The following is an 11,639-nucleotide window of genomic DNA, read 5'->3' as shown; positions in this document are numbered from 1 at the left end:
CGAACGACGCTGCGCGTCGTCCCGGGAGGCGGTGGCCCTGAGGTCGGCGAGCTCGGCGCGGACGTGCCGGGCGTCGGCCTCATGCTGGCGGGCGGCGCGGCGCCAGCGCCCTTGCTTGAACCAGGTTCCAATGCCACCGGCGATCACGCCGAGGATAGCGGACGCGATGATGACGACGAACAGCGGCAGCGTGACCGCAACCGTCGGCGTCACAGAGTTGAAGGGATCAAACGACACCGTCACCCAGTGACGATTGGCGACGGCAAAGATGATGAAGATCAGCCCGAGCGGAACGACGACCACTGCCGTGAAGAACTTTCGCATGACTATCTCTCGCAGCGATGGAGAAAGTGCGGGCCCATCGCCCGCCGCAACGACAACGCCGGGCGTCGCGCTAAGCGTCAGCCTTAAGCATTAGCCTTGGGCGCGTCGATCTTGGAGGCTCCCGCCTCAGCCTCGTCGCGATTGAGGCGCTCGCGCATTTCCTTGCCGGTCTTGAAGAACGGCACGCTCTTCTGGTCGACCGGCACATGCTCGCCGGTACGCGGATTGCGGCCGGCACGGGCCGGGCGATGCTTCACCGAGAAAGCGCCAAAACCGCGCAACTCGACGCGGTCGCCACGCGCTAGCGCCGCGACGATTTCATCGAGAATCGCATTCACAATGTTCTCGACGTCCCGCTGATAGAGGTGCGGGTTGTGCTCGGCGATACGCTGAACAAGTTCGGATTTGATCATCGAAAATGGGATCCGGGCTCTTGCGGAAACCCATTTCCGTGAAAATGCCGTGCACTGTCAAGACGCTAAATCGATTTAGGACGTCGTGAAATCGCGTGACAAATAGCCCAATTGGGGCATGCGGCGATTCCCGCAGAGCGAGAATACCCTGATCAGTACGCCTTTCGCTCTCGACTAGTCGGTTCCTCCGGGAGTCCACAGCGCCAGCATGCCGTCGAGCCCGAATCGGTCGACCGCCTGGGCTACGCCACCCTGCTCGATTCGCCGCGCGATGCCGCCAAGACCGAACGCATCGAGCGTCATCGACGCCGCGGTGCGCAGGAAGGTCAGGTCGCTGAATCGCGGATTGAGCTTGTAATTGCGCACCGGCAGGTCGCTTTTGACCTTCTTCTCCGCAACCAGCCAGGCGATCGCGGTCTTCTCGTCCCCGAGCTGATCAATCAGCTTGAGGTCGACCGCCTGCCGGCCGGTGAAGACGCGGCCATCCGCGACCTTCTCCAGCAGGGCATCATCCATGCCGCGCCGTTCCTTCACCAATCCACGGAACCATGCATAGGAATCCTTGACCAGGCCGTCGATCGCAGCGCGGGCCTCCGGGCTGGTCGGCTCAAAGCCGTTGGGCGCCGCCTTCAGCGGCGAGGATTTGATTTCCTCCATCTTCACGCCGACGGTCTTGAGCAATTCGGACACGTTGGGGAACTGGAACAGCACGCCGATCGAGCCGACCAGCGAGGTCTGCTGGGCGACGATATGGTCGGAGGCGATCGCCGTGATGTAGCCGCCCGAGGCGGCCAATCCCTCGACCACGACGACGAGCGGCTTCTTCGCCTTCAACTGCACCAGCGAATCGTAAAGCTGCTCGGAGCCCGCGGTGGTGCCGCCGGGCGAATTGATGTGCACGACAACAGCCGCGTAGCTCGACTTGCCGAGCCGCTCCAGCGCCTCGACGCGCTCCTGGTCGCTGCGGATCAGGCCGTCGATATTGATCCGCGCGATCGCGTTCGACGTCGAGAAGGCGCCGCGTCCGCCGGCGGCGATCACGCCCACGCCGACGATGGCCGCGATCGCAATGACCGCAGCGGCGACGCGCCAGAACGTCAACTTGCGCCTGATACGGCGGCGGTCGACGATCACGTCTGAATCCAGCGACATCCGATCTCTCCAGAAATAGTCAGCGCGCAATCCGGCGCGTTTTGCCGTCGCAGCGTCACTATCAGCTTAGCCAAATACATCAATTGCGACGCAATATGAAGAAAACAAGGCCCGCGACCTGACGGCACCTGTAGCCCGGATGGAGCGAAATGCAATCCGGGAAGGCTTCAGCCGCGGATACAAAACCCCGGATTTCGCTGCGCTTCATCCGGGCTACGGGCATTCCCAAAGCAAAAAGGGCCCCAGCTTGCGCCGGGGCCCAATTGTTCGCTCAAATCACGCGAACGCTTACTTGTCGGTGCCGCGGTTCTTCAGCGCGGTGCCGAGGATGTCGCCAAGCGTCGCTCCCGAATCGGAGGAGCCGTACTGCGCGATGGCTTCCTTCTCTTCGGCAACTTCCAGCGCCTTGATCGAGACCTGCACCTTGCGGGCCTTCTTGTCGAACTGGATGACGCGGGCATCGACCTTCTCGCCGACAGCGAAGCGTTCGGCGCGCTGGTCGTTGCGATCGCGGGCCAGCTCGGACCGCTTGATGAAGGTGGTGAACTCGGTGCCCGAAATCCGGACCTCGATGCCGCTCTCCTTCACTTCGAGCACTTCGCAGGTCACGACCGCGCCCTTCTTGACGTCGCCCGGCTCGGCGAAGGGGTCGCCTTCGAGCTGCTTGACGCCGAGCGAGATGCGCTCCTTCTCGACATCGACGTCGAGCACCACGGCCTTGACCATGTCGCCCTTCTTGAAGTTGTCGATGACCTGCTCGCCCGGAAGCTTCCAGTCGAGGTCGGAGAGGTGGACCATGCCGTCGACGTCGCCCTCGAGACCGAGGAACAGACCGAACTCGGTCTTGTTCTTGACCTCGCCCTCGACCACCGAACCGACCGGGAACTTCTCGACGAAGACCTCCCAGGGATTGCGCATGGTCTGCTTGAGACCGAGCGAGATGCGGCGCTTGACCGAATCCACTTCGAGCACCTGCACTTCGACTTCCTGCGAGGTCGAAACGATCTTGCCGGGGTGCATGTTCTTCTTGGTCCACGACATCTCGGAGACGTGGATCAGGCCTTCGATGCCCGGCTCGAGCTCGACGAACGCGCCATAGTCGGTGATGTTGGTGACGCGGCCGGTGAAGCGGGCACCCAGCGGGTACTTGGCTTCAATGCCCTGCCACGGATCATCCAACAGCTGCTTCATACCGAGCGAGATGCGGTGCGTCTCGTGGTTGATCTTGATGATCTTGACCTTCACGGTCTGGCCGATGGTCAGCACCTCGGTCGGGTGGTTGACGCGGCGCCAGGCGATATCGGTCACGTGGAGCAGGCCGTCGATGCCGCCGAGATCAACGAACGCACCGTAATCGGTGATGTTCTTGACCACGCCGTCGATCACCTGACCCTCTTCGAGGTTCTGCACCAGCTCCTGGCGCTGCTCGGCGCGGGTCTCTTCGAGAACCGTGCGGCGCGACACCACGATGTTGCCGCGGCGGCGGTCCATCTTGAGGATCTGGAACGGCTGCGAGTTGTTCATCAGCGGCGCAACGTCGCGGATCGGACGAATGTCGACCTGCGAGCGCGGCAGGAAGGCCACCGCACCGTCGAGGTCGACCGTGAAGCCGCCCTTGACCTGGTTGAAGATGACGCCGTTGACCTTTTCGTTGTTCTGGAACGCCTTCTCGAGCTTGCCCCAGCTTTCCTCGCGGCGCGCCTTGTCGCGCGACAGCACGGCTTCGCCGAGCGCATTCTCGATCCGGTCGAGGAACACCTCGACTTCGTCGCCGACTTTCAGATCGCTTTCACGGCCGGGGGCGGCGAATTCGCGCAGCGCCACGCGGCCTTCGGTCTTCAGGCCGACGTCGATGACGGCCATGTCCTTCTCAATTGCAACCACCTTGCCCTTGATGACCGAGCTTTCCTGCAAATTGCCGCCGGCAAAGGATTCATCAAGCATCGCCGCGAAATCGTCGCGGGTGGGGGTATAGGAAGACACAGTATTCGAAGCCATTTGTTCTCCAAATGCGGGATCATGCCGGCCGTTCGGGTTGATGGGCGCACCGCGCGTGAAGTGTCAGGGTTCCGCAAACCCTGACGACCGCTCATTGCAGGAGGTGCAACAGCGGGCCGGCAGCAAAACTGCACGTTCGGTACGTTTGAATGATCCGGAGCCTGAAACGAAAATATCGACTTCAAGACCTGGGAGCGGGCGTTCCTCCAGAAGCGGCGAGGGCTCAAACCCGGCGCCGGCCCGCTCAGACACGGCCTCGACATGGTCGATGCTGCTCCGAACGGCGCTGATATAGCCCTGCAAGCCGTTTTCGGCAAGCAGGAAATGCCCCATTTTGCTGGGTTTTCGGGCCGAAAGGGCCCTCCGACGCCGACGATTCTAGCGCTTGGCGCGCGCCGCCTCGACGATGGCGATGGCGGCGCGGACGCCGGCCTCGATGTCGAGATTGGAATTGTCCAGCGTGTGGGCATCCGCCGCCGGCCGCAACGGCGCGACGGCCCGGTTCTTGTCCCGCTCGTCACGCTTGAGGATGTCGGCCAGCACCGCCTCCTCGTCGGCGTCCTCGCCACGCGCTCGGGCCTCCAGGGTGCGCCGCCGCGCCCGCACGCGGGGATCGGCGACCACGAAGATCTTCACGTCGGCATCCGGGCAGATTACGGTGCCGATATCGCGTCCATCCAGCACCGCGCCGGGCGGATCGGCGGCGAACTGGCGCTGGAAGTTGACCAGCGCCTCGCGCACCTTGGGAAAGGCCGAGACGACAGATGCGCCCTCGCCGACCTTCTGGGTCTTCAGGACCGGATTGCCGAACTTCTCGGGATCGAGTTCGAGCGCGACGGCCACCGCCAGCGCCTCATCGTTGAGATCGGCGCCCTGCGCCATCATCGCATAGGCCACCGCGCGGTAGATCACGCCGGTGTCGAGATGGCGGTAGCCGTAGTGGTGGGCGAGCCGCTTGCCGAGCGTGCCCTTGCCGGAGGCGGCGGGTCCATCGATGGCAATGATCATGCGAAGTCTGCTCCGAGCGCGCGCATCATCGGAATGAAATCCGGGAAACTGGTTGCGATGAAGGCGGTGTCATCGATCTTCACCGGCCGATCCGAAGCACAGCCCATCACCAGCGCCGACATCGCGATGCGATGATCCATGTGGGTGGCAACAAGGCCACCGCCTGGAACGTGGCCGCGGCCCACGACGATCAGATCATCGCCGGAAACCTCGACCTTGACGCCGTTGACGCGCAGCATGTCGGCGGTGGCTTCGAGACGGTCGGACTCCTTGACGCGCAGCTCCTGCAGGCCGCGCATGATCGTGGTGCCCTCGGCAAACGCTGCCGCAACCGCCAGCACCAGATATTCGTCGATCATCGACGGCGCGCGCTCCGGCGGCACCTCGACGCCCTTCAGCTTCGAGGCCCGCACGCGCAATTGCGCCATCGGCTCGCCGGCATCGCCGCGCAAATCGCTCTCCTCGATCGAGGCGCCCATTTCGCGCAAGGTGGTGAACAGGCCGGTGCGCAGCGGATTGGTCATCACGTCGGAGAACACGACGTCGGACCCTTCGACAATCAGCGCCGCGACGATCGGGAACGACGCCGAGGACGGATCGGCGGGCACCACGACCTGGGCGCCGTGCAGCTCGGGCTCGCCGTTCAGCGAGATCCTGCGGCCGTGGCTGCCTTCCTTCTCCGTGGAGATCTCGGCGCCGAAATGTTTCAGCATCAGCTCGGTGTGGTCGCGGCTCGCCTCCTGCTCGATGACCGTGGTGATGCCGGGCGCGGACAGGCCCGCGAGCAGCACCGCGGACTTGATCTGGGCCGAGGCGACCGGGGTCTTGTAGACGATCGGCACGGGATAGCGGGCGCCGTGCAGGGTGAGCGGCAGCCGGCCGCCCTCCCGGATGTCGCTGGTTCGGGCTCCCATCAGCTCCAGTGGGTCGAGAATCCGGCGCATCGGCCGCGTACGCAGCGAGGCGTCGCCGTCGAAGACGGCGGCGATCGGGCAGCCGGCCACCGCGCCCATCACCAGCCGGCAGCCGGTGCCGGAGTTGCCGAAATCGAGCGGGGCCGGGGGCTGGGCGAAGCCGCCGACGCCGACGCCTGCGACCGACCAGGTAAAAGGCGCCGTCCGCTCCACCCTGGCGCCCAGGGCGCGCATGGATTTGGCGGTATTGAGGACGTCCTCGCCCTCCAGAAGGCCGGAAATGCGGGTTTCGCCGACCGAAAGCGCCCCGAGGATCAGGGCACGGTGGGAAATCGATTTGTCGCCGGGAACGCGGACCTTGCCGGCCAGGGGGCCGCAAACGCGCGATTCCAGCGGGGTCGGGGTGTCGGAATGGGCCAAGATTGTGTCCTCTCGCGCCGCGGCAGGTATCACATAGGCAACACCGCGTCACGCGCCCGTCACTTGCGCGCAAACCGCTATTGACAGCGGCTCCTCAACTAGCCAAGTGAAGCACCGTTTTTCAGCAAAATTCTGGGATGACCACGTTGGCCAAGTCCGAGCTCGGAACCAAGCGCATTTGCCCGACCACGGGCAAGAAGTTCTACGACCTCAACAAGAATCCGGTGATTTCGCCCTACACCGGTGAGGTCGTGCCGATCGCGCCGGTCGCCCCGGCGCGGGGCCGCGGCGCGCCCGTGAATTCACCGGCAACCGCAGCCGAGCCAGAGGCGGCGGAGACCGAAGAATTGGTCTCGCTCGAGGAGGCCGATGCCGAGGAGAACACCGGCAAGGTCAAGGCCGTGGTTCCCGAATCCGAGGACGATATCGAGGTCGATGAGACCATCGACGACGATGACGACGACGATTCGACCTTCATCGCCGACGAGGAAGAGGGCGATGAGGACGTGACCGATATTATTGGTGACGTCGGCGGCGACGAAGAGACTTGAGATCGGCGCCGATCTATGATCAACGGTGCTGCCGCGCGAGTCATCCAGGCCGCGCGGGCCGGGATCGATCCCCCAGGATCATCCCAACTGGATAAGGGGCCATAGCTCAGCTGGGAGAGCGCTTGCATGGCATGCAAGAGGTCGGCGGTTCGATCCCGCCTGGCTCCACCACGCTTCGCCCTTCGGGCTACGCGTGGCGCAGCCACGAGTTGCCCGAAGGGCGAAGCGTGGTGTCCGGCGTAGCCCGAAGGGCGAAGACGGACTGCCAAGGGTTCTACTCCCGTCCGGCCTCAGTGGATGCGAATGTGGTACGTCTACATCATCCGCAGCATAAACTTTCCTGACCAGGAATACATTGGCGCCACCGAGGATCTGAAGCGGCGGATTCCCGAGCACAATGCCGGTAAGTCCGCACACACCTCAAAATTCAGGCCCTGGCAGCTCGTCTGGTACTGCGCATTTCGGGACAAGTACAAAGCCCTGGCATTCGAGAAATTAAATCCCACAGCGGCCGCGCCTTCGCCAAGAAGCGTCTCTAACCGCCGCCCACCCTACTCCCCCAGCACCGCATTGAGCCGGTCGCGCAGCGCGACGATCTCATCCTTCATCGCCATCAACTCGCCAACCGTGCAGTCGGAGGCTGCGAGGATCGACTGCGGAACGGCCTTGGCCTTTTCGCGCAGTGCGTGGCCCTGCGGCGTCAGCGCGATCAGCACGACCCGCTCGTCTTCGGTGCTGCGGGTCCGCCGGATCAGCTCCGCCGCTTCGAGCCGTTTCAGCAGCGGCGTCAGCGTGCCGGAATCCAGGAACAGCCGCTCGCCGAGGTCCTTCACCGGCACGTCGTCGCGCTCCCACAGCGCCAGCATCACCAGATACTGCGGATAGGTCAGCCCGAGCCGGTCGAGCAGCGGCTTGTAGACGCGGTTGAAGGCGTGCGCGGTCGAATAGACCGCAAAGCAGATCTGGTTATCGAGCCGCAGCGCCTGATCCGCCGCCGTCTGTTTCCTGACCATGATTCCCATCGAATCCATCTCGTTTCCGGGTCATTCTGGGCCCACAGGACCGCGGATTCAATTGCGAACAATTAAATGTGAGGCCGCATAATTTATATTGCGCACAATCTAATTGGATGCAATATATGGCTCGTTGAATTCAAGCTGAAGTCCAAACCCAAGGGAGACCACGATGTCTGTGAACGTGCTCTACAAGACCAGCGCCAAGGCGACCGGCGGCCGCGACGGCCATGCGGCAACGCTCGACGGCGCGCTCGACGTCAAGCTCACGACCCCGAAGGAGCTCGGTGGCGGCGGTGGCGCCGGCAACAATCCGGAGCAGCTGTTCGCAGCCGGCTATGCCGCCTGCTTCATCGGCGCCATGAAGTTCGTGGCCTCGCAGGGCGGCCCCAAGGTTCCCGCCGACGCCGCGGTGACCTCGACGGTCGGCATCGGCCCGCGATCGGAAGGCGGCTTCGGCCTCGCCGTCGATCTCGCCGTCTCGCTGCCCGGCCTGTCCCGCACTGACGCCGAAGCGCTGGTCGAGAAGGCGCACCAGGTGTGCCCCTATTCCAACGCGACCCGCGGCAATGTCGACGTCAAGCTGAGCGTCGTCTAGCTCACCGACTGCCAATAGTCCGCCACGTCCTGCGTGGCGGACTATTGGATTTCAAGAGAGCGTTGCATCTTAGATGCCAGTTCGCTTGGCGAACGGACGCGCCGCCTGCTGCATGGGCCTGCGCCGACGGAAGCATTGCTGCCGCGCCTGAAGACCGTTAGCTCTGGGACCTCGTCTTCTAGTCCCAACTGAGCGAAGGTTGTTTCCATGAATACCCCAGCGGCTACGGGCGCGATGACCGGACTGCGCGTGATCGATCTGACGCGCGTGCTCGGCGGCCCGTATTGCACCCAGATCCTTGCCGACCACGGCGCCGACGTGATCAAGGTCGAGCCGCCCGCCGGCGACGAGGTGCGCGATTGGGGCCCTCCCTTCCATGAGGAGGACGCGGCCTATTTCGTCGGCATCAACCGCAACAAGCGCTCGATCGGCCTCGACCTCGCCTCCGAGGGCGGCCGCGCGGTGCTGATGAAGATGCTCGAGACCGCCGACGTGCTGATCGAGAATTTCAAGCCGGGCACGCTCGACAAATGGGGCATCGGCAACGACGTGCTGCGCGCAAAATTTCCGCGCCTCGTGCATTGCCGGATCTCCGGCTTCGGCGCCGACGGCCCGCGCGGCGGCAATCCCGGCTATGACGCGATCATCCAGGCGATGACCGGCATGATCGCGGCGACCGGCTCGCCGGAAAGCGGCCCGATGCGCATCGGCGTGCCGCTGGTCGACATCACGACCGGGCTTTATGCGGCGATCGGCATCCTGATGGCGCTGTCGGAGCGGCAGCGCTCGGGGCTCGGCCAGTTCATCGAGACCACGCTGTATGAGACCGGGCTTGCGATCATGCATCCGCACACCGCGAACTATTTCATGCATGGCAAGCCGCCGTCGCTCACCGGCAACGAGCATCCGAACCTCGTTCCCTACGCGATCTTCCCGACCAAGACCGACAACATCTTCATCGGCGTCGGCAATGACGGCACCTTCCGCAAGCTCGCCAAGGAGATCGGCAAGCCGGAGCTCGGCACCGATCCGCGCTTTGCCCGCAACAAGGACCGCATCGCCAACCGCGATGCGCTCCGGGCCGAGCTTGCCGCAGTGTTCAGCCAGCACGAGGCCGAACCGCTGTGCAACCGGCTGCTCGCCGCCGGCTTGCCGGCCGGCCCCGTGCAGAAGATCGACCAGGCGCTGACCAACCCGCACACGATCCATCGCGGCGACGTCATCGAGAAGGATTGGTACAAGGGCGTCGCCTCGCCGATCCGCCTCGAACGCACCAAGCCGAGCCTGCGCCGCGCGCCACCGAAGTTCAGCCAGCACGCTGCGGAAGTACTCGGTGAGTTCGGCTACTCCAAGGATGAGATCAACGGCCTGGTCGACAAGGGCATGGTCTGCGGTCCCCAGCGCAAGCGCTAACGCGTCAGGAGATCACGTCGAATAGCGACCGCGATGGCGGCGCACTCCCTCGCCCCGTTCTTACGGGGAGAGGTTTGGGGTGAGGGGCTGTCTCCGCGCATACGACAGTAGCGGCGTTTGCGGAGAATCCCCCTCACCCGAACGCATCTAACGATGCGTCATAGCCGAAGCTCCGCTTCGGCGTTCTTGAGAACGGCCGCCGAAGGCGGCCTACGCCTCTCCCCGCACGCGGGGTGATGCGGAGTCCGTGCCTTCGAGAACCGTCAGCCCCTGCGGTGCAACGTCGCGTCCGGCGTTGCACCGCACGCACGCGGCTGCGTTCTCCGCCTTTTTTCGCGCTTCCCTTCGCTTCGGCTTCCCCCGTACCATGGCTTTCGTTTATACGGTCATTTGAACGTCATCCGGCGCTGATAACGCGCCCAACGAAAGATGGTGTTCCAACCGGAGGGGCTTTTGATGATTTTCAGACGACTCGGCGCTGCTGCGGCAGCCGCTGCCACGCTTGTATTCGCGTCGCCTGCGTTCGCGGTGACGGAGATTCAGTGGTGGCACGCGATGACCGGCGCCAACAACGACGTCATTGTCAAGCTGGCCAACGACTTCAACACCTCGCAGTCCGACTACAAGGTGATCCCGACTTACAAGGGCGGCTACGCCGACACCATGAACGCCGGCATCGCCGCATTCCGCGCCGGCAACGCGCCGCACATCATGCAGGTGTTCGAGGTCGGCACCGCAACGATGATGGCCGCCACCGGCGCCGTCAAACCGGTCTACAAGCTGATGGCCGACGCCGGCGAGAAGTTCGATCCGAGCGTCTATCTGCCCGCGATCACCGGCTACTACTCGACCTCGAAGGGCGAGATGCTGTCGTTCCCCTTCAACTCGTCGTCGACCGTGATGTGGGTCAATCTCGATGCGCTGAAGAAGGCCAACATCGCGGAGATTCCGAAGACCTGGCCGCAAGTGTTCGAGGACGCCAAGAAACTGAAGGCGGCCGGCTACACCACCTGCGGCTTCTCCGGCTCGTGGGTCACCTGGGTCAATCTCGAGCAGCTCTCGGCCTGGCACAACGTGCCGCTCGCCAGCAAGGCCAACGGCCTCGATGGCTTCGACACCGTGCTCGAATTCAACGGCCCGCTGCAGGTCAAGCATCTCGAGAACCTGGTCGAGCTGCAGAAGGACAAGACCTACGACTATGCCGGCCGCACCAACACCGGCGAAGGCCGCTTCACCGCGGGCGAGTGCCCGATCTACCTGACCTCGTCGGCCTTCTTCGGCAACGTCAAGGCGCAGGCCAAGTTCAACTTCACCGCCGCGCCGATGCCCTATTATCCCGACGCCAAGGGCGCACCGCAGAACTCGATCATCGGCGGCGCCTCGCTCTGGGTGATGGGCGGCAAGTCGGCCGAGGAATACAAGGGCGTGGCCAAGTTCCTGACCTTCCTCTCGGACACTGACCGCCAGATCTGGATCCACAAGGCCTCGGGCTATCTGCCGATCACCAAGGCAGCCTACGCCAAGGCCAAGGAAGAGGGCTTCTACAAGGACCAGCCCTATCTGGAGACCCCGCTGCTCGAACTCACCAACAAGGAGCCGACCGAGAATTCCCGCGGTCTGCGCCTCGGCAACATGGTGCAGCTCCGCGACATGTGGTCGGAGGAGATCGAGCAGGCGCTGGCCGGCAAGAAGACCGCCAAGCAGGCGCTGGACTCGGCCGTCGAACGCGGCAACCAGATGCTGCGGCAGTTTGAAAAGACCGCCGTCCACTGACATGATGCCTTGAGGCCATCAACCGGCAGGCCGCAAACGCGGCCTGCCATTTTGCCGAGATC

The 11,639-nt window shown here is 64.0% G+C and carries 12 protein-coding genes, 1 tRNA gene and 1 pseudogene; 6 read left to right on the top strand and 8 right to left on the bottom strand.

Annotated features, from left to right (window positions below; all coding sequences use genetic code 11):
• The 7 genes from H8B02_RS23535 to aroA all read right to left on the bottom strand — a co-directional run.
• Positions 1–324, bottom strand: a 324-nt coding sequence (locus tag H8B02_RS23535; RefSeq protein WP_229168481.1) for a lipopolysaccharide assembly protein LapA domain-containing protein, incomplete at its 3' end; no start/stop codon positions are given.
• An 83-nt stretch (positions 325–407) separates the two neighbouring features.
• Positions 408–737 (bottom strand): integration host factor subunit beta, encoded by a 330-nt coding sequence (locus tag H8B02_RS23530; RefSeq protein ID WP_229168480.1) that lies wholly within the window; start codon positions 735–737, stop codon positions 408–410.
• A 174-nt stretch (positions 738–911) separates the two neighbouring features.
• Positions 912–1,889, bottom strand: a complete 978-nt coding sequence (gene sppA, locus H8B02_RS23525; protein ID WP_223971530.1) for a signal peptide peptidase SppA — start codon at positions 1,887–1,889, stop codon at positions 912–914.
• A 288-nt stretch (positions 1,890–2,177) separates the two neighbouring features.
• Positions 2,178–3,887 (bottom strand): 30S ribosomal protein S1, encoded by a 1,710-nt coding sequence (gene rpsA, locus H8B02_RS23520; RefSeq protein WP_229168479.1) that lies wholly within the window; start codon positions 3,885–3,887, stop codon positions 2,178–2,180.
• 63 nt (positions 3,888–3,950) lie between these two features.
• Positions 3,951–4,220, bottom strand: a complete 270-nt coding sequence (locus H8B02_RS23515; RefSeq protein WP_229168478.1) for a hypothetical protein — start codon at positions 4,218–4,220, stop codon at positions 3,951–3,953.
• A 45-nt stretch (positions 4,221–4,265) separates the two neighbouring features.
• Complete coding sequence (gene cmk, locus H8B02_RS23510) at positions 4,266–4,895, bottom strand: (d)CMP kinase (RefSeq protein WP_229168477.1); 630 nt, start codon at positions 4,893–4,895, stop codon at positions 4,266–4,268.
• A complete protein-coding gene (gene aroA, locus H8B02_RS23505; protein WP_229168476.1) occupies positions 4,892–6,229 on the bottom strand; it encodes a 3-phosphoshikimate 1-carboxyvinyltransferase in 1,338 nt (445 codons plus the stop codon). Before aroA ends, cmk begins: the two co-directional genes overlap by 4 nt.
• Before the next feature lie 146 nt (positions 6,230–6,375).
• Here aroA and H8B02_RS23500 point away from each other — a divergent pair, with 146 nt between their 5' ends.
• The 3 genes and pseudogenes from H8B02_RS23500 (at position 6,376) to H8B02_RS23490 (ending at position 7,319) form a co-directional block, all read left to right on the top strand.
• Positions 6,376–6,780 carry a TIGR02300 family protein gene (locus tag H8B02_RS23500; protein ID WP_229168482.1) on the top strand — a complete coding sequence of 135 codons (405 nt, stop codon included), beginning with the start codon at positions 6,376–6,378 and terminating at the stop codon, positions 6,778–6,780.
• Positions 6,781–6,875: 95 nt separating this feature from the next.
• Positions 6,876–6,951: transfer RNA gene (locus tag H8B02_RS23495), tRNA-Ala, on the top strand.
• A 132-nt stretch (positions 6,952–7,083) separates the two neighbouring features.
• Positions 7,084–7,319, top strand: a pseudogene (locus H8B02_RS23490) (GIY-YIG nuclease family protein).
• 12 nt (positions 7,320–7,331) lie between these two features.
• On the opposite strand, the gene H8B02_RS23485 reads toward H8B02_RS23490, so the two are convergent.
• Entirely contained in the window at positions 7,332–7,793 is a 462-nt protein-coding gene (locus H8B02_RS23485) for a MarR family winged helix-turn-helix transcriptional regulator (RefSeq protein WP_097671434.1), read from the bottom strand.
• A 172-nt stretch (positions 7,794–7,965) separates the two neighbouring features.
• Here H8B02_RS23485 and H8B02_RS23480 point away from each other — a divergent pair, with 172 nt between their 5' ends.
• The 3 genes from H8B02_RS23480 (at position 7,966) to ugpB (ending at position 11,577) form a co-directional block, all read left to right on the top strand.
• Positions 7,966–8,391, top strand: coding sequence for an organic hydroperoxide resistance protein (locus H8B02_RS23480; protein WP_229168475.1), 426 nt, complete (start codon positions 7,966–7,968; stop codon positions 8,389–8,391).
• Positions 8,392–8,598: 207 nt separating this feature from the next.
• A complete protein-coding gene (locus H8B02_RS23475; RefSeq protein WP_229168474.1) occupies positions 8,599–9,804 on the top strand; it encodes a CaiB/BaiF CoA transferase family protein in 1,206 nt (401 codons plus the stop codon).
• A gap of 456 nt (positions 9,805–10,260) precedes the next feature.
• Positions 10,261–11,577: a sn-glycerol-3-phosphate ABC transporter substrate-binding protein UgpB gene (gene ugpB / locus H8B02_RS23470; protein ID WP_229168473.1), complete on the top strand. Its 1,317-nt coding sequence runs from the start codon at positions 10,261–10,263 to the stop codon at positions 11,575–11,577.
• The last annotated feature ends 62 nt before the right edge of the window (positions 11,578–11,639 follow it).

It is taken from the genome of Bradyrhizobium altum (genome assembly GCF_020889705.1).
GTDB classification, from domain to species: Bacteria; Pseudomonadota; Alphaproteobacteria; order Rhizobiales; family Xanthobacteraceae; genus Bradyrhizobium; species Bradyrhizobium altum.
The sequence above is the reverse complement of the archived record's forward strand: the minus strand, read 5'-3'. Positions and strand labels throughout refer to the sequence as shown.